The following is a 23,892-nucleotide window of genomic DNA, read 5'->3' on the forward strand; positions in this document are numbered from 1 at the left end:
CTTATGACACGTTCAGAGGATCATGCACTGCGCCAGCGCCACGGCGGATCGTCGCTGCAGGCGGCCGTGCGCACGCACCTGGAGTCGCTGCTCGGCGTGGTCGAGCTGGTCGGACTCGTCGTCATCGGGCTGGCGACGTCGTTCGCCATGGTCCAGGAGGGCTGGAAGATTGCCGGCACGGGCGCCGTGTCGATCACCGATCTTCTCGTCATGTTCCTGTATCTCGAGGTGCTTGCCATGGTGGCCCGCTACCTCAAGCTGGGCCAGCTGCCGGTGCGATTCCCGCTTTACATCGCCATGGTCTCGCTCGCTCGCGACGTGATCCTGCGCTACAACGAGGCGACGGAATTGCACCTGCTGGCGCTGTGCGGCGGCATCGCCATGCTGGCGTGCGGCGTCCTGATCCTGCGCTACGGCCAGGCGCGCTTCCCGAGCACGGACGACGGCGAGGCGGGAAGCCCGGACTAGGACCCGGCAGGCGGATCAGGACGCGCATTGCGGATCGGCCGGGAAACCGTGCCGGCCGCGCCGGCGGGACTGCTCCCGGTATTTCTCCATGCACCGTGCGTGTCCGGCGACTGGCCGCACGGTCCCTTGTGATGGCGAGGTTGATATGCACAGTAGTGAAGAGGCGATCCACCCGGGATACGAAGAGCGGACGATCGTCAGGCACCGGGCAGGCACGGCGATGCCGGCCACCGACAGCGTGGCGCAGGAGGTTCCCGTCGCCCTGGTCTACAACGGCATCTCGCATGCGGTGATGATGGCCACGCCGCTGGACCTGGAAGAGTTCGCGGTCGGCTTCACGCTGACCGAAGGCCTGGTGCAGGACTACGCCGAGATCTACGATGTCGAGCCGCTCGTCGGCCCGGCCAGCGTGGAGGTGCATCTGCGCATCAGCCAGCGCGCGTTTGCCGCCATGAAGGAACATCGCCGCACGCTCGCCGGACGGACCGGCTGCGGCGTATGCGGCATCGAGAGCATTGCCTTGCTGGACCTGGTGCCCGAGTTCATGAAGACGCCGCGCACGAGGATATCGCCGACGCGGGAAATCATCGAGCGGGCCGCCTCGCAGTTGCCGTCGTGGCAGGTCCTGATGAAGCGTACCGGCGGCGTGCATGCGGCGGCCTGGTGCAACCCGGCCGGCGAGGTCCTCCATGTATTCGAGGATGTCGGCCGCCACAACGGGCTAGACAAGCTGATCGGCTACCTGGCGATGCATGACGTGGCAACGGATGAAGGCTTTGTCTTCCTTTCCAGCCGGGCCAGCTACGAGCTGGTGCGCAAGACAGCCCGGATGAACATCCAGTTGCTGGCGACCATCTCGGCGCCGACCTCCCTGGCGATCCAGATCGCCGGGCAGGCGGGGCTGCAGTTGCTGAGCTTTTGCCGCAAGGACGGCTACGTCCAGTACACGGCGATGCCAGGCGAGCCCGCCCTGCGTGGCGTTGCCGCCGCTTGCGATAACGGAGGTGGGTCATGCTAGGGTTCGATAAGGCGCAGGCGCTGTTCGCCCAGAGCGTCGAGTCTGTCGCCGAGGTTGAAATGGCCTGGCTCAGCCTGGCAAATGGCAGGATCCTGGCTCGCGATATGCAAGCCCAGTGCGATGCCCCGCCGGCCGACAAGAGCGCCATGGACGGCTATGCGATCCGCCACGCCGACTATGGCCGGCGCAGGCCCTTGCCCATCCAGCAGGTCTGCTACGCGGGCATGGTGCCGCAGCCGTTGGAGGCGGGGCATGCCATCCGGCTGTACACCGGGTCCCTGATCCCGGCCGGCGCCGATACCGTGGTCCCGCAGGAGGATGCCGCGCCGGCGGATGGCTCGGTGACGTTCACCAGGGCGCCGGCGCCGGGCCAGCACATACGCAGGCAGGCAGAGGATGTACGGGCCGGCCAGCCGCTGTTGTCCGCGGGCACCTTGCTGCAGCCGGGCCATATCGCCGCGCTCGCTTCGCAGGGTGTCGGCAGCGTGCCGGTCTTCCGGCTGGCGGAGGTGGCGATCCTGACGACCGGCGACGAGGTGGCGGCGAACGACGAGCCGCACGGCGCGCACCAGGTCTGGGACGTAAACGGCCCGATGCTGGAGGCCCTGGTCCAGTCCATTGGCGCGGTGGTCCGCTCGCGCAACCATGTGCCGGATGACGAGGCGGCAGTCCACGAGGCCTTGCTCGAACTTGCCAGGGAGGCGGATATCCTGCTGGTCACCGGCGGCGCCTCCACGGGCGCCAAGGACCTGGTAAACGCCGCGCTGGTGTCGGCCGGGGGGGAACTCCTGTTCCAGAAGGTCAATATGAAACCCGGCAAGCCGATCTCCCTCGGCCGCCTCAGGGGCAAGCCGGTGGTGAGCCTGCCGGGTAACCCGGCGGCGGCGTATACGACCTTTGCGCTGCTGGTGACGCCGATGCTCAGGAAGCTGCAGGGGCGGGCCGAACTGTGCCCCCCGGTCGGCTTCGTGCATGCGCAGTTTGCCGCCGAGAAGACCGCTGGCCGCGACGAATTCCTCAGGGCCGCCCGCGTCGCCGGGCTGTGCGGGATGGATCGCGCGCGGCTCAGCGAGCAGCAGGGCGCGGCGTCGGTGTCGGCGCTGGGCGGCGCCTCCGGCTTTGTCCGGGTGTCGCCGCAAACCGAGGTTCGCCCGCACGACCTGGTTCCGTTCTATGATCTGAATCGCTGGCTCTGCTAGCGCTGCGGCGCGGCCGGCGATCCCGATCCATGTTGATTTGTGAAAGGCTAGCGGTGTGAAACTGTACGAGAAACTCGCCGCGGATGTCGAAGGGCTGGTCAGGCAGGGCGGCTTGCTGCCGGGCGACCGCATCCCGTCGGTACGCCAGACCAGCCAACACCACCGGCTGAGCATCACGACGGTGATACGCGCCTACGTCCTGCTCGAGAGCCGCGGCATCATCGAAAGCCGCCCCCAGTCCGGCTACTTCGTCAGGGCGCGGCCCGAGGAGCCGGCCGTGGAGCTGCGGGCTTCCAGGCCGAGCACACGGCCATCGGCCGTGGACGTCAGCGCCCTGGTGTTGTCGACCCTGCGTTCGATCCGCTCCGACGAAGCCGTGCCCCTGGGCTCGCCGTATCCCGATCCGTCGCTGTTTCCCTGGCAGCGGATCAACCAGTATGCCAACAATATCGCGCGCCGGTATGCCAGGTGGAACCTGCTCGACGACCTGCCGCCAGGATGTCCCGCGCTCATCCGGCAGATCGCGCGCCGTTACCTGGAGAATGGCTATGCCGTGGATCCGAACGAACTGATCATCACGATCGGCGCGACCGAGGCCATCAATCTTTGCCTGCAGGCAGTCGCCAAATCCGGCGACACGATCGCCGTGGAATCGCCGACCTACTACGCGATGCTGCACGCCATCGAACGTCTCGGCATGCGCGCCATCGAAGTCGCGACCGATCCGGTCGAGGGCATCGATATCGCGGAGCTGGCCCGGCTGATCGACGAAAAGGGGATTGCGGCGTGCATGGTGATGCCGAACTTCCAGAACCCCCTGGGGTTCGAGATGCCGGACGAAAGAAAGCGCCAGCTGGTGGCAATGCTGACGGAAAAGAATGTGCCGGTGATAGAAAACGATGTCTACGGGGAGCTCTATCACGGCGACGCCCACCCCAGCGGGCTGAAGGCCTACGACACCGCAGGCATCGTGCTGCACTGTTGTTCCTTTTCCAAGACGCTGACCAATGCCTACCGGATCGGATGGGCGCTGCCAGGCCGGTATCGCGACCAGGTGGAGCGCCTGAAATTCCTGAACACGCTGACCACGCCGGCGATCCCGCAGCTGGCCATCGCGGAGTTCCTCAAGAACGACGGCTACGACTTCCATCTGCGCCGCGTGCGCAAGGCCTACGCGCAGCAGGCCAGCATCATGGCAGCGGCGGTGCGCCGCTTCTTCCCGCCGGGCACCAAGACATCCCGGCCGGCCGGCGGATACGTGCTGTGGGTCGAGCTGCCGGCATGCGTGGATGCGATGGAGCTATATCACCTGGCGCTGGAGCGGAAGATCACGATTGCGCCGGGTCATATCTTTTCCCCGGGCCCGGTCTTCAAGAACTTTATCCGCCTGAACTACAGCGCGCCGTGGACCACGGAGACCGAGGCGGCCGTAGTGACGCTCGGCAAGCTGGTCGAAACCCTGTGCGAACGGCAGAAATAAGTGATGTCGGACTCAACCATCGATGAAGGCGGCGCTGCCGCAGCCCCCGAAGACCTGGACCCGGCGCTCGTGTCCGTTCTCCAGATCCTGTACGCGGCCGCCCGCGATCCGGCGGGGCGGCCGTGGTCGCTGGCCAAGATCAGCAAGCAGGCAGCGTTGCAGATGAGCGTGTTGCGGCGCGTGCTGACGCAACTCCGGTCGGTCGAGCTTGCCGACACGGAGATCGGGGAGGATGGACGCGGGACGGCCAGGCTCACCCCGGCCGGGGTGCAAGTCTGCGCGCAACTGTTTGCCCGCTGAACCCCGGCGGCCGAGGCGGCGGGCGGGCCAGGCTCAACCGCCCACGAGCGACATGCGCACGGTGGGGTAGCGCTTCTTCCCGGTGCTGAGCCGGTGCGCGCGCAACTCCGAGTAGCGGTCGGCGCGGTTTTCCCACGCTGCCCGGATGCCTTGTTCGAGAGCCCGGGCCGGCAGCGTGCCGGCAAGGAAGGGCTTGAGATCGACGGACTCCGTCGCGAAGAGGCAGTGGTGCAGCCTGCCGTCCACCGACACCCGGGCACGCGTGCAGTCGCTGCAGAACGGGTGCGACACGCTGGAGATGAAGCCGACCGCCAGGCTGCCATCGGCGAGCCGGTAGTTGGTGGCGGTTTCCGACGCCAGCCTTGCCACGGGCACCAGGGGATAGGCCGCTTCGACGGTCTTGCGTATCTCGTCGGACGTCACGACCCTGGACCTGTCCCATGACTGGGCGCCGCCCACATCCATGAACTCGATGAAGCGCAGCGTGACGCCGCTGTGGCGGAAGTGGCTGACCAGGGGCAGTATCTCGCCATCGTTGGTGCCCTTCTCGACCACGCAGTTGACCTTGAGCGGCGTCAGTCCGACCGCGCTTGCCTGCTCGATGCCTCGCAGCACCCGCGCGACCGGGAAGTCCACGTCGTTCATCCGGCGGAAGGTCGCATCGTCAAGGCTGTCCAGGCTGACCGTCACGCGCCGCAGGCCCGCGTCCTTGAGCGAGCGCGCCTTGGTGGCAAGCAGGCTGCCGTTTGTCGTCATGGCTACCTCGACTGGCTTGCCTCCTGGCGTTCGCATCGTGGCGATCTGCTCCACCAGCGATTCGATGCCTTTGCGCAGCAGGGGCTCGCCGCCGGTAAGCCGTATCTTCTCGACGCCAAGGCCGACGAAGGCGCGCGCCATGGCGAGCAATTGCGCGTCCGACAGGCGCTGCGCCGCGGTGAGGAAGGGGAAGTCCGGGCCATAGACCGCCTTCGGCATGCAATAGGTACAGCGGAAATTGCACTGGTCGATGACGGACAGCCGCAGGTCGCGCAGCGGGCGGCCCAGGCGATCGGTGCACGGCGGCTGCGCCTCGCGATCCTGCGCTTCAGGCATCGTGGTCGCGTGAGTGGCGTGTTCCATCGGGCTAGGCTCAGCTGGCCCTGGCTCCGCCTGCCGCCGGCGCCGTGGCTTGCGGCGCGCTTGTCGCGCAGGAGTGCGCGGCGTTCTGGCGGGCGCGCTGGTCGGCCCGCGCTTTCTCGATGACCTGCCAGTCGGGACCGGCATGGGCGAGAAGGGACATGCATAGCGCGCTAGCGGCGCCGAGTAGTACAAGTGCGGACTTCATGATGGGTTCCTCGTTGGATGCCGTGTCGGATTCGGTGCGTGCAAGACGGCCCCGTGACCGGAGCCGTCGCCATGCCGGCTCAGGCGGCCGCATCGGTGCCGGCCGATGCGCCATGGCTCGGCGGCGCGGAGACGCCGGTACGGTCCATGCCGGCGAGTTCCAGGGCCGCGGCGCCGTGGGCGCCGTCGGTGTACGGGTCGCGCGTGCCCTGGGCGCGGGCGCCGTCGGTGAAGCTGCTGCGCGCAGTGTTGACGTTGCGGCCTTCGGTGAACGGATCCGCCTTGCCCTGGCGCATGACATAGCCGTACTTGTCACCGGCGCCGGCGCTGTCCTTCGGGCCCTGTGCGTGGGCCGGCAGGGCGGCGATGGCGCTTGCGCTCAGGAGGGCGGTGACGAGGAGCTTATTGAGTGTGGTGGCTTTCATGATGGTCTCGAATCGGTTGGTCCAACGTGTCAACAGCGCTTGCGATCGGAGATGTCTGCCGCGGCGTTGATGCCGTTCTCGCTGATCTGTTACCCAGATGGTAGGAGACAGGGCCCGGCGCGATCACGTACAAAGCAGCAGCTAACTCAACAGAACAGTTTGGTCTCGGGCAGCCTGGCGGCGGGCGTTGCGCTGCCGCCAGCGCGATGGCGTTTCGCCGCACAAGCGCTTGAACACGCTGGCGAAGGGCGCCTGCGTCTGGACTCCCACCTCGGGTGCAAGCCGCGCGACTGGCGCGTCTGCGGTGGTGAGCAGGTCCTGTGCACGATCGCCCGCAGCGCGCATGCCGCTCGTCATTTCGCGGTTCCTCCCGGGGGTGCGCTGTCGTGCGCATCCGCCCGGTGGCTGCGGCGTGGTGGAACGGATTCCAGAGGCATTGCGCGCGCGCAGGACGGCCCGTCCAACTGCACCTGAACGCTATCCCGGCAACTGTATCTCTCGGCCGGGGGGTGAATTCCGTACTCTGCACAGCATGACGTCGAGAGGCGTTGCAACCTGGTCTCGCAATGCATTCCGTCGGGGATTGCCGGGGTGTGTGGTGGTGGCGCAATGCAGTCCCGCGCTGCCGGCATGCCGGCCCGCGCCCAGACTGCGCGACCCGGCGGATCAATCACGGAGAGCATATCGATGCACGGACTTACAGCGCTGGATCTCGCGCGCATCCAATTCGGATTCACGGTTTCCTTCCATATCATCTTCCCGGCCATCACGATCGGCCTGGCCAGCTTCCTGGCCATCCTCGAGGTTTCCTGGCTGCGCACCAGCAAGCCGGTGTACCGGGACCTCTATCACTTCTGGATCAAGATATTCGCGCTCAACTTCGGCATGGGCGTGGTGTCCGGCCTGGTGATGGCCTACCAGTTCGGCACCAACTGGAGCTTCTTCTCTGAGTTCGCCGGTGGCGTCACCGGGCCGCTGCTGACCTATGAAGTGCTCACCGCGTTCTTCCTCGAGGCCGGCTTCCTCGGCGTCATGCTGTTCGGCTGGAACCGGGTCGGGCCAGGCCTGCATCTGTTCTCGACGGTGATGGTGGCAATCGGCACCCTGATCTCGGCGACGTGGATCCTGGCCTCGAACAGCTGGATGCAGACGCCGGCCGGCTACGAGATCCTCAACGGCAAGGTGGTGCCGACCGACTGGCTGGCCGTCATCTTCAATCCGTCCTTCCCGTACCGTCTGGCGCATATGGGGATTGCCGCCTTCCTTGCCACGGCGCTGTTCGTGGCCGCGGCTGGCGCATGGCAGCTCCTGCGCGGCAACGACACGCCGGTGGTGCGCAAGATGTTGTCCATGGCCCTGTGGATGGTGCTGATCGTCGCGCCGCTGCAGGCGGTGGTGGGCGATGCCCACGGCCTGAACACGCTGAAGTACCAGCCGGCCAAGATCGCCGCCGTCGAGGGCCACTGGAACACCGCGTCCAAGGACGACAAGGGCGGCTTTCCGCTCATCGTCTTCGGCATCCCGGACATGGAGCGCGAGGAAACCCGCTACGCCGTCGAGATCCCGCGGCTCGGCAGCCTGATCCTCACCCACAGCCTTGACGGACAGATCCGGGGCCTGAAGGACTTCCCCAAAGAAGACCGGCCCAATTCGGCGGTCCTGTTCTGGACCTTCCGCGTCATGGCGGGCCTGGGCGTACTGATGATCGCGTTTGGCGTGCTCGGCCTGCTGCTGCGGCGCAAGGCTGCGCTCTATCGCACGCGTCTCTTCCTGCGTCTGGCCGTCGTGATGGGGCCGACCGGCCTGATCGCGTTGCTGGCGGGCTGGCTCACCACCGAGATCGGCCGCCAGCCGTGGGTCGTGTACGGGCTCCTGCGCACGCATGACGCCGTCTCGCGCCATGAGTTGGGCCCGGTCGCCATGTCGCTGGCGCTGTTCGTCGTCGTCTATTTCCTGGTGTTCGGCGTGGGCGTGGGCTACATGCTGAAGCTGGTGAAGAAGGGGCCGGCAGCGAACCCGCATGGCCACGGCCTGGATACGGCGGGCGAATCCTTCGTGCTGGCGGGCACGGCCGCGGTCGCGGGCAAGGCGCAATACATCAACAGGTAAATGGCAATGGGCATCGATCTTCCCCTCATCTGGGCAGTGATTATCTTTTTCGGCGTGATGATGTACGTGATCATGGACGGCTTCGACCTCGGCATCGGGATCCTGTTTCCCTTTGTCGGCGACCGGCGTGACCGCGACGTCATGATGAACACCGTGGCACCGGTGTGGGACGGCAACGAGACCTGGCTCGTGCTGGGCGGCGCTGCGTTGCTGGCGGCATTTCCGCTCGCGTATGCGGTGTTGCTCAGCGCGCTGTATCTGCCGCTGATGCTGATGCTGGTGGCGCTGATCTTCCGCGGCGTCGCCTTCGAGTTCCGCTTCAAGGCCAGCGACCAGAGCCGCCATTTCTGGGACAAGGCATTCATCGGCGGATCCGTCGCGGCAGCGTTCTTCCAGGGCGTGACCCTGGGCGCGTATATCGACGGCATCGCCATGAACGGCAACGAGTACGTCGGCGGCGCCCTCGACTGGCTGGCACCGTTCCCGCTCTTCACCGGCGTCGGCGTGATCGTCGCGTATGCCTTCCTCGGCAGCACGTGGCTGATCATGAAGACCGAAGGCATGCTGCAGTGGAAAATGCTCAAGCTCGCCGGGCTGCTGGTCAATGCGATGCTGGCGATGATCGCCGCGGTCAGTATCTGGACGCCGCTGACACATCCGGAGATCGCGCATCGCTGGTTTGCGCTGCCGAACCTGTACTTCTTCCTCCCGGTGCCGGTCCTGGTACTGGTGGCGGTGCGCGGCATGCACAAGGCGCTCGCGCGCAAGCCGAACGTCTCGCCGTTCCTGTACGCGTTGCTGGTCGTCTTCCTGGGCTATACGGGCCTGGCCATCAGCGTGTGGCCGAACATCATCCCGCCCGGCGTGTCGATCTGGCAGGCATCGTCCGCGCCGCAGAGCCAGGGGTTCGCACTGGTGGGCACGCTGTTCATCGTCCCGGTGATCCTGGCCTACTCGTCGTGGTCGTACTACGTCTTTCGCGGGAAGGTCAGGCACGGGGAGGCCTATCACTGATGGCAGCCACGATCATGACCGGCCTGGGCACGCGCATCGGCTGGCTCATCCTGTTGTGGGCCGGCGGCGTCGGTACGGTATTCCTGTTTGCCTGCGCCATGCGCCTGCTGATGCGAGTGGGCGGCCTCGTGAGCTGATGCGCGCCCGCGCGCGACCCGCTCGATCCTTCTGAACCAAGCTTCCCGTTCCTGTCATGTCTATCTGGCCCAGTCCAGGACAGTGGCTGTTTTCCGCCAAGGTCTTTATTGCCTCGATGCTGGCGCTCTATATTGCGCTGGCGCTGGGCTTGCCGCGACCCTACTGGGCCATGGCGACGGTCTATCTCGTCTCGAATCCGCTGACCGGCGCAACGCGCTCGAAAGGCGCCTATCGCGTAGCGGGTACGTTGCTGGGGGCCGCCGCCGCGGTGGCGCTGGTGCCGCCGCTGGTCAACGCGCCGCTGATGTTGATGGGGGCGATCTCGCTGTGGACCGGCGCGTTCCTGTATCTCTCGCTGATGCAGCGCGCGCCGCGCAGCTATATCTTCCTGCTCGCGGCCTACACCTTGCCGATCGTCGCCTTGCCTGCGGTCACGCAGCCAACGCAGGTATTCGATGTCGCCCTGGCGCGCATCGAGGAGATCGTGCTCGGCATCGTCTGCGCCAGCCTGGTCAGCTCGCTGGTGTTTCCGCAGAAGGTGGCGCCGGCGCTGCGCGGCCGGGCGGAAGCGTGGCTGGCGGACGCCGCGCAATGGGTCGCCGACATGCTCTCGCCGCAGGGGGCGCAACTGGCCGAGCAACACCAAAGCCGCCATCACCTTGCCGCCGACATCCTTGCCCTGGATCACCTGATTGCCCAGCTTGCCTACGACACCGAGAGCGCGGCGACGCTGGAGCGCGCGCGTGCCCTGCACGAGCGCATGACGATGCTGCTGCCGGTGCTGTCGTCCCTGGCCGAGGTGACCCGGGCGCTGCGCCATCACCCCGAGGGCATGCCCACGTCCCTGGCGCGGCGCATGGCTGCGCTGACGCAGTGGATCGCGGCCGGCGCGGATGCGGATCCGCACAGGCCCGCGGCTGCGCACACCGCGTGGCAGGAGTACGACCGCGCGCCGGGCTGGCACGCCGGCCTGGTCGCCACCGCCGCCAGCCATCTCGATACGCTCGGCGACCTGTGGGAGGACTGCCAGGCGCTGCGGCGCGGCATCGGCGACGCACGCGCGGCCAGCGCGATGCCGGCCATGCGGTACGGCGGCGCCTTGAGCGCGCGCGCCTACTACCATGACCACGGCATGCTGCTGTTCTACGCGTGCTCGGCCGCGCTCGCGGTGTTCTGCGCCGGCTTGTTCTGGATACTCTCCGGCTGGGTGGACGGCGCCGGTGCCGTCGGCCTGGCGGCGCTCACCAGCAGCTTCTTCGCCACCACCGAGGAGCCGCACAAGCTCGCATGGCGCTTCGTGAAATGGAGCGGTGTCTGCCTGCTGATTTCCTGGTTCTACCAGTTTCTCGTGCTGCCCTATGCGCATGACTTCGGTTCGCTGGCCGCCATGCTGGCCATTCCCTATCTCGGGATCGGCACCCTGATGCCGCGGCCGGGCTTCAACCTGTTCGCGGTGCTGCTTTCGGTCAACTCGGCCTCCTTCGCCAACGTCCAGAGCGTCTATGACGCCAACTTCGCCGACATCTTCAACAGCAGCCTGGCCAGCTTCGCCGCCATGCTGTTCGCGCCGGTGTGGGTGCTCGTGACGCGGCCGTTCGGCTCGCATGTGATGCTGCGCCGCCTGATCCGCGCGAGCTGGAAGGACATTGCCCTCGGCGCAGACCGGCGGGAAGCCGCGGCACACCCGACGCTGGGCGGCCGGATGCTGGACCGGTTCAGCCGGCTGGTGCCGATGCTCGCCGCCAACCGGGACAAGGCGTCGTCCGACGGCTTTGCCGAGTTGCAGGCGGGGTTCAGCGCGCTCGCCCTGCAGCGCGACGTCGGGGCCCTGCAGCCCGGGGCGCGCAGGGCGGTCTCGCGCCTGTTGCTGGCAGTGGCGCGCCACTACCGCTCACGCGTCGCGGCCGGGCATGCGCTGCCGGCACCGCCCGCGCTGGCGCGCCGCATCGACGACGCGATCGCGGCGATTGCCTCGCCGGCGGATGCGATGTCGCAGGAGGCCATCGCCGCCCTCGTTTCCCTGCGCCTGAGCCTGTTCGCCCCGGCCGGGAAGGGCGCCGATGCCGCTCCACTGCTGATCCGGGAGGTGCGCCATGCTGGCCAGTGAAATCGATGTCTATGGCGTCTTCGTGCCAAGCATCCTGGTGCTGATGCTGCTTGCCCTGGGCCTCACGGCGGTGCTGCGCGCGGCGCTGGCCCGAAGCGGCTTCTACCGGCTGGTGTGGCACCGGTCATTGTTCAATTTCTCTATCTACCTGATTGTGCTGGGCGGCGTGGTTGCCCTGGCACGCCAGTTGTCATCATGAAACTCAACATCACTACGCTTGCATCCGTGGCCCTGACCCTGCTGGTCGCCGGCGCCGCGGCGGCGACCGGCAAGCACCTGTGGGACTACTACACCGTGGCGCCCTGGACGCGCGACGGCCATGTCCGCGCCGACGTCGTCCAGCTCGCGCCCGATGTGTCCGGGCTGGTGACCCAGGTGCTGGTGAAGGACAACGCCCAGGTGCATCGCGGCCAGTTGCTCTTCGTCATCGATCCCGACCGGTTCACGCTGGCGCTGCAGCAAGCGAAGGCGACCGCTGCGGCGCGCAAGGCTACCCTGGCGCAGGCGCGCAGGGAGGCGGCGCGCAACCGCACGCTCTCGGACGTGGTCGCCACGGAAGTGGTCGAGACGACCCAGGAGCGGGTGGACGAAGGCGTGGCCGCCCTCGCGCAGGCCGAAGCCGCTGTCGAACTCGCCGAGCTGAACCTGGCGCGCGCACATGTGGTCAGCCCGGTGGATGGCTATCTCAATGACCGGCTGCCGCGCCTGGGCGACTATGTGACGACGGGCAAGCCGGCGCTGTCGATGGTCGATAGCGGCTCGCTGTATGTCGAGGGCTATTTCGAGGAGACCAAGCTGCACGGGATCCGCGCGGGCAACCCTGTCGATGTCCGCATCATGGGCGAGCACACGGTGCTGCACGGCCATGTGCAGAGCATTGCGGCAGGGATCGAGGACCGCGACCGCACCAGCGGCTCCAACCTGTTGCCGAACGTGAACCCGACATTCAACTGGGTCCGCCTGGCCCAGCGCGTGCCGGTCCGCGTGGTGCTGGACGATGTGCCGGCCGACGTGCGGCTTGTGTCCGGGCGCACCGCGACGGTCAGCGTGCGCGAGCAGCCCCGGGCGCTGGCGGGCGGGCAGGGTGCGTCATTGAAGGAGAAGCAGCAATGAACAGACAGACCTGCGCGCGGCTTGCGCTGATGACGGCATCCGTGCCCTTGCTTTACGCCTGCGCGGTGGGCCCCGACTACCGCGTGCCCGACCAGGCCGCGGTGAAGGCCGTGCAGGCCAATGGACCGCTCTTCGGCACCAGCGATCCGGCCATCTCGGTTGCGCCGCTGCCGGACGACTGGTGGCGGCTCTACGACGATCCGAAGCTCGATGGACTGGTGCAGAAGGCGCTTGCCGCGAATACGGACCTGCGCGTGGCGTCAGCCAACCTGCGCCGCGCCATCGCGAACTATCACGAGGTCGAGGCGGAGAACCTGGTGCAGGGCGGCATCTCGGCCAGCGTGCAACGCGCGCAGCTGTCTGGCGAAAGCGTGCTGATCAAGGAAAAGGTGCCGGTCTTCAATCTTGGCGACTACGGCCTTTCCGTCTCCTACCTGGTGGACTTCTTCGGCAAGCTCGCGCGTGCCGACGAGTCTGCGCTGGCGAGTGCGCAGGCCAGCCAGGCAGCGCTGGATGCCGCCCGGGTGAGCGTGGTGGCGCAGACCGTGCGCGCCTACGTCGAGGGCTGCGCCGCCACGCATGAGCTCGAGGTGGCGCAGCGCCAGCTGGCATTGCAGGAGCGCGGCGCCGAGGTGGTCAGGCGCCTGGTCGCTGCCGGGCGCAGCCAGCCCAGCGACGCATCGCAGGCGCAGGGCGAGGCAGAAGGATTGCGGGCGGCGCTGCCGCATTTCAGGGCAGAGCAGGCGGCGGCGGCCTATCGGCTGTCGGTCATGCTGGGGCAGCCGCCCGGGGCGGATTCCGGGGCGCAGGCGGCATGCCGCGAGGAGCCCCGGCCGCGGCAAGCGATTCCGGTCGGGGATGGCGCGGCGCTGCTGCGCCGGCGGCCCGACGTGCGGCAGGCCGAGCGGGAGCTGGCCTCGGCGACGGCCAGGATCGGCGTGGCGACGGCCGATCTCTATCCCTCGATCCGCATTGGTGCCTCGGTCGGCGCGACCGGCCTGCTGGCGGACCTGGGAACGGGTCCCACCGCGCACTGGGGGTTCGGTCCGCTGATCACCTGGAACTTCCCGACCAATGGCGTGCGGCCGCGCATCCATGGCATGGAAGCCGGCGCGGATGCGGCCCTGGCGCGCTTCGACGGGGTCGTGCTCAAGGCGCTGGAGGAAACGCAGACCGCGCTGGCCAGCTACACCAACGAGCTCGAACGCAACCAGGGCCTGCGCAAGGCACGCGACGCCGCGTCGGTGGTGGCGCGCGAGCACCGGCAGCTCTATGCGGGAGGGCGCCAGCCCTATCTCGCCAGTCTCGATGCGGACCGCGCCCTGGCGCGCGCGGAGGCGGCGCTGGCGGCGTCCGATGCGAAGGTGGCCACGGACCAGGTGAACCTCTTCCAGGCGCTCGGCGGCGGCTGGCAGAGTACGCATGCGGCGCAGGCGAAGGAAGTGGCCAGCGCGGAATAGCAAGGAATAGCGCGGAATCGCGCGGCATGGAGAGGATTGGCGCGGCTCACCCCGGCGCGGCGGGCCGCCGGTAGCCTTTCTGGTAGTGGACCGTGAACGTACCCAGCGCCTCGAGGGCTGCCTGGGGATCGTGGCTGGGCTTGACGGCAAAGCTGTCGAAGCCGCAGCGGGCCATGTAGTGCACCGTGTCGATCATCACGTCTCCCACGGCGCGCAGCTCGCCGGCCCATCCGTACTGCGTGCGCAGCAACTGCGCGAGCGAGTAGCCGCGCCCGTCCGTGTAGACGGGGAAATCGATGGCCAGGTGGGCAATGCCGGTCGGATCGATGATGGCTGCGCCGGGATCGAGCAGCGCCTCGGGGTCGGCGTCGGGCACCAGGTACACCGCAACCGGATGGGTCCGTTGCCGCAGGCTTGCCTTTGCTGCCTGCCATGCGCCGAGGGAAACCAGCCAGCCATCCTCGTCGGGTGGCAACGCGGCGGATGCCGGGCCGTCATCTGAGATGAAGGCGCGCCATTTGTCGGTTTCGAGCGCACCGTTGCGGATGACGTTGGGCGCCAGGTCTTGCGATTTGGTTTCAGGCACGTGCGCTCTCCGCTTGCTGTTTCCGCTTGACGATCCGGGCGTCGCTGTAGACGGCGGTCTTGAACGGTTCGATGCCGGTGCGTTCGACGACATCGATGAAGCGTTCGGCATCGCTGTCGCGCAGCGACAAGTAGGTCTGCACGAGGAGTTCCACCACATCCGGGATTTCCCCGCGCGCGAAGGACGGTCCGATGATCTTGCCGATGGCCGCGCCGCCGGCGCCTTCCATCTCGTCGTGCCGCCCGGCCGACAGTGCCCCGTTCTGGCGGCCGCCGACGGTCACCTGGTACCACTCCTCGCCGGCCTTGTCGACGCCGAGAATGCCGATGTGCCCCACGTGATGGTGCCCGCAGGAGTTGATGCAGCCGGAGATGTTGAGATCCAGTTCGCCGATATCGTGCAGGAAATCCATGTCATCGAAGCGCTGCTGGATGGCCTCGGCCAGCGGAATGGAAACGGCGTTTGCCAGCGAGCAGAAATCGCCGCCCGGGCAGGCGATGATGTTGGTGAGCAGGCCGATGTTCGGCGTGGCGAGATTCAGGCCGTCCAGCCGTTCCCAGATTTCGTGCAGATGGGTGCGGCGCACATCGGCCAGGATCAGGTTCTGCTCGTGCGAGACACGCAGCTCGCCAAGGCCGTAGGCGTCTGCCAGGTCGGCGACGGCGTCCATCTGGTCGGCCGTGATATCGCCGGGAGGCATGCCGGTGGCCTTCAGCGAAACAGTCACCGCGCAATAGCCCGCCACGCGGTGAGCCTGGACGTTGCTGCGCAGCCAGCGGCGGAACCTGGGATTCTGTTCGGCGAAGCTCGCCGAGGCATCTTCGTCGTTCGCCGCCGCGGGGTCATAGCCAGGCGCGGTGAAGCGGCCCGCGATCTCCTGCACGAACTCGGCGCTCACCGTGTCGGGGCCGCCGCGGATGCGCTGCCATTGCTCGTCGACCTGCCGGGCGAAGACGGCCGGTGTCAGGTCCTTGACCAGGATCTTGATGCGCGCCTTGTATTTGTTGTCGCGGCGGCCGTGCAGGTTGTAGACGCGCAGCGTGGCCTGCAGGTAGGTCAGCAGATCCGACCAGTGCACATATTCGTTGATCAGCTTGGCCACGATCGGCGTGCGGCCCATGCCACCGCCCACCCATACGCGGAATCCGGTCTCGCCATCCTTGCTGACGGCCTGCAGGCCGATATCGTGCACGCCGACCGCGGCCCGGTCCGTGCGGGCGCCGCTTACGGCGATCTTGAACTTGCGCGGCAGGAAGGCGAACTCGGGGTGCAGCATCGACCATTGCCGGATGATCTCGCACCAGACCAGCGGGTTCACGATCTCGTCCGGGGCGATGCCGGCAAAGTGGTCGGTGGTGGTATTGCGAATGCAATTGCCGCTGGTCTGGATCGCATGCATCTGCACGGTGGCCAGTTCGGCCAGGATGGCGGGCGCGTCTTCCAGGCGCGGCCAGTTGAATTGCATGTTCTGCCGCGTGCTGAAGTGGCCGTAGCCGCGGTCCCAGCGCCGCGCGATCCCGGCGAGCTTGCGCAACTGCCGGCTGACGAGCATGCCGTAGGGGATGGCCACGCGGAGCATTGGCGCGTGCCGCTGGATATAGAGGCCGTTCTGCAGCCGCAGCACGCGGAACTCGTCCTCGGTGAGCCGGCCGTCCAGGAAACGCGTGGTCTGGTCGGAGAACTGGGCGACGCGCTGGTCGACCACCTGCTGGTCTATGGAGTCATACAAGTACATGGGGAAGTCTCGACAGGTGCTGCCGCGCGGCAGGTCCCGAACGCTTGAATAGGAGGAGAAGCAAGGCTAGCGCCTGGCCCGCGGGCCGAACAGGATCAGTTCGGGTGAATTAGGGCATACCAGCGCGAATAGGGCGTGCGGCAGTGCCGCCTGCGCTGATGGCGGCGCTACGGGTGGCTTCTCGCCATGGATGCACCACGCTTGCGATCGATCTCACGCCCGCCCGCGAAGCGCGAAAGACTCAGCTCTTCGACAGGGCCCCAATAAGGAAAGCCGGAGAAGCCCGCGTAATGGAAACGGAGGAGACGGAGGAGACACGGCAGCCCGCTTGTTCTATCAAGACGGCTTTCGGGCGACGGGCATCGACAAGATCATTGCCGAGTCGGGCGTGGCGAAGATGTCGCTCTACAGGCATTTCGCTTCCAAGAATGAACTGATCTCCGCATTTCTCGACCGGCGCCACGAGTTCTGGATGTCCTGGTTCATCGAGGAGGTGGAGTCGCGCTTTGCTTCCGCGCCCAGCCTCGGGGCGATTGCAGATGCGCTGGGCGTGTGGTTCGGTCAGGAAACGTTCCGCGGCTGCGCGTTCATCAACGTGGTTGCGGAGGCCGGCTCGACCGGTGCCCCTGGACATCTGGAGCAGGCCACCGCGCACAAGGTGTCACTGAAGGCGTATATCGCGGAGCTTGCGCAGAGACTGAAGCTGGCGACGCCCGACGAAGTCGCGGAGGAGGCCATGCTCTGCGTCGAAGGCATGATCGTGCGTTACCAGATGACCGCTGATCCTGCCGTGGTGGCTTCCGGGAAGCGGCTGCTCGCGCGTATCGAGCAGGCCACGGCCGCCGCCAGTCCGCGCGCCATCGCCGCCTAGCGCCGCGGATTCACCAGGCCCGGGCGCAGGCCGCGGGCTGACCGGCTAGCAGGATTCCTGCAGCGGCGCCGCGTCCACCGTCGCGCCAGGGCGCCGGGCTGATCGACTTCACGCCGGCTCTTGCAAAGTGGCATAGTGGCGTTCGCCGCGGCTGCGCAAGCGAAGTGTGATGGGGCTGAGAAACTCCATGCCTTCAGCGAGGCAGAAGCTGATGCGCGCGCCGTCGCGCTCGAACGCCAGCGCGTCGATGGTCCAGGGAAGCGCCTTCAGTGCCGAGGTGTCGATGCCCGAGAGGTATAGCGTTGCCCCGGCCGCCTGTGCGGCCGCTTCGGCCTCGGGGTTCCAGGTGTCAGCCGTGAGCAGGGGATCGTCCACGGTCAGGAGCGGGCAGCGAATCGACAGCCTGGCCGCGGCGGGGCTTTGGCTGTAGAGATAGAGGGTGCCGGGATCGCAGCTGAACATGAGGTGGTTGCCTTACAGGGTACTGTATGGATATACAGTATAACGAGCTGCCTGGTTTTGGCAAGCGGGTCGCGGGCTCCCTGGTGCGGAGGACGATGATGATTGCCGGCGGGACGGCGGCGATGGAAAAACCGGCCCGGGGTGCCCATGCTAGGATGCGCCGCAGGATTCGCCGCGGGGCGAGAACAGGCGGCCAGACCAGCAAAGCCAGATGCAAAACCAAAGCAACGTCACGGAATACAAGGCGCAGTACAAAGGATTCGTCATCCACGTGTTCTGCAAGACCATCAAGGACGGGCTGCACATCGCCTCGTGCGCGATCTGGGAGGATGGGGCGATCGTCCAGGATGCGAGGGCGGTAGGGCACAACCACGCCACGCCCGCGGATGCGACAGCGGCTGCCTATGCGTGGGCACGCCAATGGATCGACGGCAATAGCTGAATTGCCGGCACAGGGCGCCCCGCAAGCCGCCCGGCGCCCGCGTAACGACCACTTTCCGGTTTATTTCCAAGAAGGGGTATCCAGATGCCACCGATCCGCGTATATTTCGCCCCGCGGGGTGGAGCAGTTGGCAGCTCGTCGGGCTCATAACCCGAAGGTCGCAGGTTCAAGTCCTGCCCCCGCAACCACTTTCCCGAAGCCCGTCCGGTCCTTGCCGCACGGGCTTTTTGCTTTCCAATTCGTAACAGCCGACGATGTTTCGGTCGCATCGCCTTGCCTTGCCTGCCACTCGAATGCCTCTCAGGCGAAATCGCCCGGAGGGTCGTCTGGAATGGTCCACTTTGGTGGCTTGTCTTCGGTGTCGGGCGTGCGCTTCGGCGCCTGCGAGGGGGGATGGGGCGCCATCTGGGACAAGACCCGTGCGGAAGGTACATCGACGGTTTCCTCATCGCCGTCTTCTGACCAATACCTGAGCGTCACTGTCATGTTCATCTCCGGTAAGTGACTCAAGGAATTGTGAATCAATGGATCCGCCTGCCGGTGCGTGCAAGCGGGGCAAGTTTTAACCTTAGGCGCCTTTGCCGCGCTTGCCTGACGTCAATGACGATGGCTCGCCGGCACGCGCATGGCGGCTAGTGCGCGCCGGTGCGCGGATCGCGCGCCGCGTCGATATTCAGCTGCGCCAGCCCCGTCTCGGTGAGGTAAGGCCCGAACAGGCTCATCACCTGCGATGCGCCCCAGCTGATATGTTCGCGCTTGAGCGCATCGATACCGTGGCGCGAGCGCAGGTAGTCGATCCAGTAGGTCGAGACGATCCAGCTGTTGACCACCAGGTGATCGAGCTGCGCCGGCGTGGCGCGCAGCAGCCCCGCCGCTTCCATGCCGTCGAACACGCGCCGCACATGGCGTTGTCCGTCATCGGCCAGCGCTTCGGTGCGCGCGCGCAGCGCGGGCGCCAGCGCGCGGATCGAAGCCGAGTCGCGATAGAAGAAACGCCATTCCCACATCAGGTTGAACCAGCCGCTCAGGTAGCCGGCAAAGCGGTCCGGGCTATCGCCCTTGGCAAGATCCGCCACGGCGGTGGCGCGCAGCGCGCTTTCAAAAGCACCGAACAACGCTTCCAGGATCTGTTCCTTGCGGTTGAAGTGGTAATGGAGGTTGCCTTCCTTGATGCCGACCGCCGCGGCGATCTCCGCCGTGGTCACGAGCATCGGCCCGCGTTCGTTGAACAGGCTCAGGCAGGTTTCGAGAATGCGTTCGCGGGTCTTGGGCCGCCGCGCCGGCGTGTGGTCCGCGCTCATGTTGCGAGGCCCCTGCGCGTGGCGGTGCGTGGCCGGCGGTGTTTCGTATGCTGCATTTCTGGCATCTCGGGTGGTGGCGGAACAGCGTCCGGGCGTATGCGGGCTTAAGGGAAATCCCTGGTTAGAGGAATCTGGGTTGATTAATTAGGGTGAACACCCTAGTCTAGTCGGAGCACTGCACGGACGCACCAAGGGAATGCCCATGCGAGAAGCTTCCGGCGGGATCTGGCCAACAGGAGACAAACGATGCTAGCAGGCAACGCGGATCAGGCGCACGAGCACGCGCACGACCAGGGGCACGACCAGGCGCACCCCAGGGCGCAGGCCGCCACTCCGGAGCAGCAGGCGGCGCAGCGGGAGCCCGCCCGTCACTTCGATGTGCTGGTCGTAGGCGCGGGCCTCTCCGGCATCTGCGCGGCCTACCACCTGCAGGCCAGTTGCCCGGGCAAGACCTACGCCATCCTGGAAGGTCGCGACGCCATCGGCGGTACCTGGGATCTGTTCCGCTATCCCGGCGTGCGTTCCGATTCGGACATGTACACGCTCGGCTTCAGCTTCCGGCCATGGCGCAGCGAGAAGTCGATCGCCGATGGCGGCGCCATCCTCGAATACATCCGCGGCACCGCCAAGGCCTTCGATATCGAGCGCCATATCCGCTTCGGCCATCGCGCCACGCACGCTTCGTGGTCGTCCGGGACGTCCCGGTGGACGGTGGAAGCCAGCGTGGGCCCGCAGGGCGCGCCGGCGCGCTTTACCTGCAACTTCCTCTACCTGTGCAGCGGCTACTACGACTACGCCGACGGCTATATGCCGGGCTGGCCGGGCATGGAGCGCTTCCAGGGCCGCGTGGTGCATCCCCAGCACTGGCCCGAGGACCTGGCCTACGACGACAAGCGCGTGGTGGTGATCGGCAGCGGTGCTACCGCCGTGACGCTGCTGCCGGAGATGGCCAAGCGCGCGGCGCACGTGACCATGCTCCAGCGCTCTCCCACATACGTGGTGGCGCGGCCGTCCAGCGATCGCGTCTCCGCGTGGCTGCAGCGCAAGCTGCCGGCTGGCATGGCGCACCGCGTGACGCGCTGGAAGAACGTCCTGCTCGGCATGTACTTCTACAACCTCGCGCGCAAGAAGCCGGAACTGGTCAAGCGCAAGATTATCGAGGCAACGCGCGCGCAACTCGGCCCGGACTACGACATCGGCAAGCATTTCACGCCCGCCTACAAGCCGTGGGACCAGCGCCTGTGCCTGGTGCCGGACTCGGACCTGTTCCAGTCGATCCGCGCGGGCAAGGCTTCGGTCGTCACCGACCATATCGAATCCTTCACCGAAACCGGGCTGCGGCTGCGCTCGGGCGAGAAGCTCGATGCCGACGTGATCGTCACGGCCACGGGCCTGCAACTCAAGGTGGCGGGCGGCATCCAGCTCGGCGTGGACGGCGTGCCGGCCACGCCCGCGCAGGCCTTCATGTACAAGGGCATGATGTATAGCGACATGCCCAACCTGGCGGTGGCGATGGGCTACGTGAATGCGTCGTGGACGCTCAAGGCGGAGCTGTCGTCGATGTATGTCTGCCGCCTGCTCAACCACATGGACGCCGCCGGCCATGCCTGGTGCGTGCCGCGGCGCGGCGATGCGTCCGGCGACGACGAGCCGTCGCTGTCGCTGACCTCCGGCTACGTGCAGCGCGCCAACGGCATCCTGCCCAGGCAGGGCAGCAAGCGCCCGTGGAAGGTCCACCAGAACTACCTGTTCGACCTGATGGCGCTCAAGTTCGGCAAGGTGGAGGACGATGCGATGGTGTTCGGGCGGGCCGGCACTGCCGCGCCGCGCGCGCAGGCGGCGCCTGCCCGGGCGGCGGAATCGGTGCAGGGCTGAGGAGCGACACCATGACCATCCTGATTGCCTGCATTGCCATTGTTATTGCCATTGCCGCCATCGTCATCCTTGGCCTGGTGGCGTTTAGCGCCCTCATCGCGCGCAAGGTGGAAAAGGCGCTGCCGCCGCGCGGCAAGTTCATCGAAATCGATGGCGCCCGCCTGCACTACATCGACCAGGGCCAGGGTCCGGCCATCGTGATGGTGCACGGGCTGGGCGGACAGACCGGGAATTTCTCGTATGCCTTGCTCGAACGACTGACCTCGCGCTTCCGCGTGATCCTGGTCGACCGGCCCGGCTCGGGATACTCGACCCGGCCGGCGGGAATGTCGGCGCGCCTGAGCAAGCAAAGCGAAGTCATCGCCAGGTTCATCCGGGCGCTGGAGCTGGAGGATCCCCTGCTGGTAGGGCATTCGCTGGGTGGCGCCGTGGCGCTGGGCGTGGCGCTCGATCATCCCGGCACGGCGGCCGGCCTGGCGCTGATCGCGCCGCTGACCCATCCGGTGCAAGGCGTGCCGGCCTCGTTCCGCGCGCTTGCGGTTTCCCCGGCCGCGCTGCGGCGCGTGGTCGCCTGGACGCTGGCAATCCCGCGGTCGATCCTGCGCGGGCGCGCGATGGTCGAATTCGTGTTCAGCCCGGAGCGGCCGCCGGCGGATTTCGGCACGGCCGGCGGCGGCCTGCTTGGCCTGCGGCCGGGCGCTTTCTATGCCGCGTCGACCGACATGAACAGCCTGGAAGAGGATCTGCCCTCCATGGCTGGGCGCTACGCATCGCTGGCCCTGCCGATCAGCATCCTGTACGGCACGGCCGACGCCGTGCTCGACTGGCGCATCCACGGCCAGGCGATGAAGGACAAGCTGCCGGCGCTGGAGCTGGAACTGGTGCCCGGCGGGCATATGCTGCCGGTCACCATTCCTGACCAGGCCGCGGCCTGGCTTTCGGCGGCGGTCGAGCGCACGCGCAGTACCCTCGCGCCCGCATGACGCCGTTCGGCTTCAGGCGTCGAGGCTGAAGCCGATCTCCTTGATGAACTCGCCCCAGCGCTGATAGTCCGCCTTGACCTGTGCCGCGAACACCGGTGGCGTGATGGCCTGCGGTGGCAGCACGCCCACCGCGAACAGACGCTTGTGATAGGCCGGGTCGGTGAGCACCTTCTGGATCGCCGCCGACACCGGCGCCACCACATCCGCCGGCATGGCCTTGGGGCCGAACAGCGCGAAGTAGCCGCTGAGCTGCTCCATGCCAGCGAAGCCCTGTTCGCGGAACGTGGGCACGCCCGGCGCCATGTCGGAGCGCTCCGGCGTGGTGATGGCCAGCGGCTTGGTCTTGCCGGACTGGTACAGCGGCACGGCCGTGGTCAGCCCGTCGATCATCACCGGCACCACGCCACCGACGAGGTCCTGCGTGGCGGGTGCCGAGCCCTTGTACAGCACCGGCTCGAGCCGGCTGCCGGACAGCTTGTTGAGCAGCAGCGGACCGAAATGCGAGGATGTGCCCGGCCCGTACGAGGCCGAGTGCACCGGTGCCTTGGCGGCCTTGGAATAGGCGATCATCTCGGCCAGCGTGGAGAAGGGCGCGTTCTTGTTCGCCACCAGCAGTACCGGCGCGCGTGCCGCCTCGGCCAGCGCGGTCAGGTCAGTGATCGGGTCGTAGGGCACCTTGTTGATATGGGCGCCCGAGGTGGCGGACGATCCCAGCGTCATCAGCAGGGTATGGCCATCGGGTTTGGCGCGGATGACATCCTGGGTGGCGGGGATCGTGGCGCCACCGGGCTTGTTCTCCACGACCACCGACTGGCCGAGCGCCTTGCCCAGGAAGTCCGCGAACAGCCGGGCCACCACGTCGGTGCCGCCACCGGCGGGATAGGCAACCACAAGACGCAGCGGGCGGCTGGGCCAGTTGGCCGCCACGGCGGGTGCGGCACCAGCCGCGGCCATGGCCGCGGCGGCGGCGAGGAATTGTCGTCGATCCACGTAAATGTCTCCTGTCTAAGGCATGTATGGGCGCTATTGGCCCCGCTACATGGTCATGGACGTTCGACTTCCGGCGGAATCGGGCGATACCCTTGCTACGATCCCATGCATGGTGCCGGGATCGGCGGGCGCCCGGTGCTGCGGCGCTTCAGGACGCCGAGAACGTTCGCACCAGCTTGTTCTTGAGCGGCCACGGCCGTGCCGCCAGGATCCAGATGCACAGCAGGGGCCCGACCAGTGGAATCAGCGCCAGGTAGGCATACGTCGTGCTGAAGTGCGCGGCGCGGAAAACCTTCCTGAGCGGAAGGAACCAGATAGCTTCGAAAGCGAGGAACCCCAGAAGATAAAACGTCATTGCCTTGCTTCCTGTGTCAGTTTCCTGTGCCGGATCCGCGCCTCTTGAGGATCTTTCCAGTCTCCGCTGGTGTAGTCTGACGGCGATGAGGGCGTTTCCCGGAATGGGTATCCTTGTTGTGCTGCGGCATTGTAGTGC

The 23,892-nt window shown here is 67.0% G+C and carries 26 protein-coding genes, 1 tRNA gene and 1 pseudogene; 17 read left to right on the plus strand and 11 right to left on the minus strand.

The features are described from left to right. The first annotated feature begins 3 nt into the window (after positions 1-3). The 5 genes from AC1DO7_RS14980 to AC1DO7_RS15000 all read left to right on the plus strand — a co-directional run bounded on the left by AC1DO7_RS14980 (position 4) and on the right by AC1DO7_RS15000 (position 4,465). Positions 4-468: a phosphate-starvation-inducible protein PsiE gene (locus AC1DO7_RS14980; RefSeq protein ID WP_441616889.1), complete on the plus strand. Its 465-nt coding sequence runs from the start codon at positions 4-6 to the stop codon at positions 466-468. A 145-nt stretch (positions 469-613) separates the two neighbouring features. Continuing rightward, positions 614-1,486 carry a formate dehydrogenase accessory sulfurtransferase FdhD gene (gene fdhD / locus AC1DO7_RS14985; RefSeq protein ID WP_441616888.1) on the plus strand — a complete coding sequence of 291 codons (873 nt, stop codon included), beginning with the start codon at positions 614-616 and terminating at the stop codon, positions 1,484-1,486. Then, the gene (locus tag AC1DO7_RS14990) at positions 1,480-2,685 is read left to right on the plus strand and encodes a molybdopterin molybdotransferase MoeA (protein ID WP_441616886.1); all 1,206 of its coding nucleotides are present in this window, start codon (positions 1,480-1,482) and stop codon (positions 2,683-2,685) included. The genes fdhD and AC1DO7_RS14990 overlap by 7 nt, the downstream gene beginning before the upstream one ends. A gap of 55 nt (positions 2,686-2,740) precedes the next feature. Continuing rightward, on the plus strand, positions 2,741-4,165 hold the full coding sequence (locus tag AC1DO7_RS14995; RefSeq protein WP_441616884.1) for an aminotransferase-like domain-containing protein: 1,425 nt from the start codon (positions 2,741-2,743) through the stop codon (positions 4,163-4,165). Between the two features lie 3 nt (positions 4,166-4,168). Next, a complete protein-coding gene (locus tag AC1DO7_RS15000; RefSeq protein ID WP_441616882.1) occupies positions 4,169-4,465 on the plus strand; it encodes a transcriptional regulator in 297 nt (98 codons plus the stop codon). A gap of 33 nt (positions 4,466-4,498) precedes the next feature. Here AC1DO7_RS15000 and moaA read toward each other — a convergent pair whose 3' ends face one another. The 4 genes from moaA to AC1DO7_RS15020 all read right to left on the minus strand — a co-directional run bounded on the left by moaA (position 4,499) and on the right by AC1DO7_RS15020 (position 6,570). After that, complete coding sequence (gene moaA, locus AC1DO7_RS15005; RefSeq protein WP_441617100.1) at positions 4,499-5,557, minus strand: GTP 3',8-cyclase MoaA; 1,059 nt, start codon at positions 5,555-5,557, stop codon at positions 4,499-4,501. Positions 5,558-5,594: 37 nt separating this feature from the next. After that, complete coding sequence (locus tag AC1DO7_RS15010; protein WP_441616880.1) at positions 5,595-5,789, minus strand: hypothetical protein; 195 nt, start codon at positions 5,787-5,789, stop codon at positions 5,595-5,597. A gap of 79 nt (positions 5,790-5,868) precedes the next feature. Continuing rightward, positions 5,869-6,213: a hypothetical protein gene (locus AC1DO7_RS15015; RefSeq protein ID WP_441616878.1), complete on the minus strand. Its 345-nt coding sequence runs from the start codon at positions 6,211-6,213 to the stop codon at positions 5,869-5,871. Positions 6,214-6,354: 141 nt separating this feature from the next. Next, positions 6,355-6,570, minus strand: coding sequence for a helix-turn-helix domain-containing protein (locus AC1DO7_RS15020; RefSeq protein ID WP_441616876.1), 216 nt, complete (start codon positions 6,568-6,570; stop codon positions 6,355-6,357). Between the two features lie 330 nt (positions 6,571-6,900). On the opposite strand from AC1DO7_RS15020, the gene AC1DO7_RS15025 reads away from it, so the two are divergent. From AC1DO7_RS15025 to AC1DO7_RS15055, 7 genes are read left to right on the plus strand one after another with little or no spacing between them, the layout of a single operon-like run. After that, positions 6,901-8,322, plus strand: coding sequence for a cytochrome ubiquinol oxidase subunit I (locus tag AC1DO7_RS15025; RefSeq protein ID WP_441616874.1), 1,422 nt, complete (start codon positions 6,901-6,903; stop codon positions 8,320-8,322). Between the two features lie 6 nt (positions 8,323-8,328). Then, entirely contained in the window at positions 8,329-9,336 is a 1,008-nt protein-coding gene (gene cydB, locus AC1DO7_RS15030; protein ID WP_441616872.1) for a cytochrome d ubiquinol oxidase subunit II, read from the plus strand. After that, complete coding sequence (locus tag AC1DO7_RS15035; protein WP_441616870.1) at positions 9,336-9,473, plus strand: DUF2474 family protein; 138 nt, start codon at positions 9,336-9,338, stop codon at positions 9,471-9,473. The genes cydB and AC1DO7_RS15035 overlap by 1 nt, the downstream gene beginning before the upstream one ends. Positions 9,474-9,529: 56 nt before the next feature. Beyond that, positions 9,530-11,581 carry an FUSC family protein gene (locus AC1DO7_RS15040; RefSeq protein ID WP_441616868.1) on the plus strand — a complete coding sequence of 684 codons (2,052 nt, stop codon included), beginning with the start codon at positions 9,530-9,532 and terminating at the stop codon, positions 11,579-11,581. Next, positions 11,568-11,780 (plus strand): DUF1656 domain-containing protein, encoded by a 213-nt coding sequence (locus AC1DO7_RS15045; protein WP_441616866.1) that lies wholly within the window; start codon positions 11,568-11,570, stop codon positions 11,778-11,780. Before AC1DO7_RS15040 ends, AC1DO7_RS15045 begins: the two co-directional genes overlap by 14 nt. Next, on the plus strand, positions 11,777-12,694 hold the full coding sequence (locus AC1DO7_RS15050; RefSeq protein WP_477116288.1) for an efflux RND transporter periplasmic adaptor subunit: 918 nt from the start codon (positions 11,777-11,779) through the stop codon (positions 12,692-12,694). The genes AC1DO7_RS15045 and AC1DO7_RS15050 overlap by 4 nt, the downstream gene beginning before the upstream one ends. Next, positions 12,691-14,154 carry an efflux transporter outer membrane subunit gene (locus AC1DO7_RS15055; RefSeq protein WP_441616862.1) on the plus strand — a complete coding sequence of 488 codons (1,464 nt, stop codon included), beginning with the start codon at positions 12,691-12,693 and terminating at the stop codon, positions 14,152-14,154. Before AC1DO7_RS15050 ends, AC1DO7_RS15055 begins: the two co-directional genes overlap by 4 nt. Positions 14,155-14,200: 46 nt before the next feature. Here AC1DO7_RS15055 and AC1DO7_RS15060 read toward each other — a convergent pair whose 3' ends face one another. Both AC1DO7_RS15060 and AC1DO7_RS15065 read right to left on the minus strand, forming a co-directional pair. Beyond that, positions 14,201-14,740: a DUF934 domain-containing protein gene (locus AC1DO7_RS15060; RefSeq protein ID WP_441616860.1), complete on the minus strand. Its 540-nt coding sequence runs from the start codon at positions 14,738-14,740 to the stop codon at positions 14,201-14,203. Then, positions 14,733-16,475, minus strand: coding sequence for a nitrite/sulfite reductase (locus AC1DO7_RS15065; protein ID WP_441616858.1), 1,743 nt, complete (start codon positions 16,473-16,475; stop codon positions 14,733-14,735). Before AC1DO7_RS15065 ends, AC1DO7_RS15060 begins: the two co-directional genes overlap by 8 nt. Before the next feature lie 313 nt (positions 16,476-16,788). Here AC1DO7_RS15065 and AC1DO7_RS15070 point away from each other — a divergent pair. Beyond that, positions 16,789-17,346, plus strand: a pseudogene (locus tag AC1DO7_RS15070) (TetR/AcrR family transcriptional regulator); the annotation flags it as partial. Between the two features lie 108 nt (positions 17,347-17,454). Here AC1DO7_RS15070 and AC1DO7_RS15075 read toward each other — a convergent pair. Further along, a complete protein-coding gene (locus tag AC1DO7_RS15075) occupies positions 17,455-17,808 on the minus strand; it encodes a hypothetical protein (RefSeq protein ID WP_441616854.1) in 354 nt (117 codons plus the stop codon). Positions 17,809-18,019: 211 nt separating this feature from the next. Here AC1DO7_RS15075 and AC1DO7_RS15080 point away from each other — a divergent pair, with 211 nt between their 5' ends. Next, a complete protein-coding gene (locus tag AC1DO7_RS15080) occupies positions 18,020-18,250 on the plus strand; it encodes a hypothetical protein (protein ID WP_441616852.1) in 231 nt (76 codons plus the stop codon). 112 nt (positions 18,251-18,362) lie between these two features. Next, a tRNA-Met gene (locus AC1DO7_RS15085) sits at positions 18,363-18,438 on the plus strand. A 112-nt stretch (positions 18,439-18,550) separates the two neighbouring features. On the opposite strand, the gene AC1DO7_RS15090 is transcribed toward AC1DO7_RS15085, so the two are convergent. Together AC1DO7_RS15090 and AC1DO7_RS15095 are read right to left on the minus strand one after the other, a co-directional pair. Then, positions 18,551-18,736, minus strand: a complete 186-nt coding sequence (locus AC1DO7_RS15090) for a hypothetical protein (RefSeq protein WP_441616850.1) — start codon at positions 18,734-18,736, stop codon at positions 18,551-18,553. Positions 18,737-18,882: 146 nt separating this feature from the next. Continuing rightward, entirely contained in the window at positions 18,883-19,551 is a 669-nt protein-coding gene (locus tag AC1DO7_RS15095; RefSeq protein WP_441616848.1) for a TetR/AcrR family transcriptional regulator, read from the minus strand. 246 nt (positions 19,552-19,797) lie between these two features. On the opposite strand from AC1DO7_RS15095, the gene AC1DO7_RS15100 reads away from it, so the two are divergent. Continuing rightward, the gene (locus AC1DO7_RS15100; protein ID WP_441643243.1) at positions 19,798-21,426 is read left to right on the plus strand and encodes a flavin-containing monooxygenase; all 1,629 of its coding nucleotides are present in this window, start codon (positions 19,798-19,800) and stop codon (positions 21,424-21,426) included. Between the two features lie 11 nt (positions 21,427-21,437). Next, positions 21,438-22,409 (plus strand): alpha/beta fold hydrolase, encoded by a 972-nt coding sequence (locus AC1DO7_RS15105; protein ID WP_441616844.1) that lies wholly within the window; start codon positions 21,438-21,440, stop codon positions 22,407-22,409. Between the two features lie 12 nt (positions 22,410-22,421). On the opposite strand, the gene AC1DO7_RS15110 is transcribed toward AC1DO7_RS15105, so the two are convergent. Both AC1DO7_RS15110 and AC1DO7_RS15115 read right to left on the minus strand, forming a co-directional pair. Further along, positions 22,422-23,399, minus strand: a complete 978-nt coding sequence (locus tag AC1DO7_RS15110) for a tripartite tricarboxylate transporter substrate binding protein (RefSeq protein WP_441616842.1) — start codon at positions 23,397-23,399, stop codon at positions 22,422-22,424. A 148-nt stretch (positions 23,400-23,547) separates the two neighbouring features. Next, complete coding sequence (locus tag AC1DO7_RS15115; protein WP_441616841.1) at positions 23,548-23,754, minus strand: hypothetical protein; 207 nt, start codon at positions 23,752-23,754, stop codon at positions 23,548-23,550. Positions 23,755-23,892 lie beyond the last annotated feature (138 nt).

The sequence above is a fragment of the Cupriavidus sp. 05N40 genome, assembly GCF_056397305.1.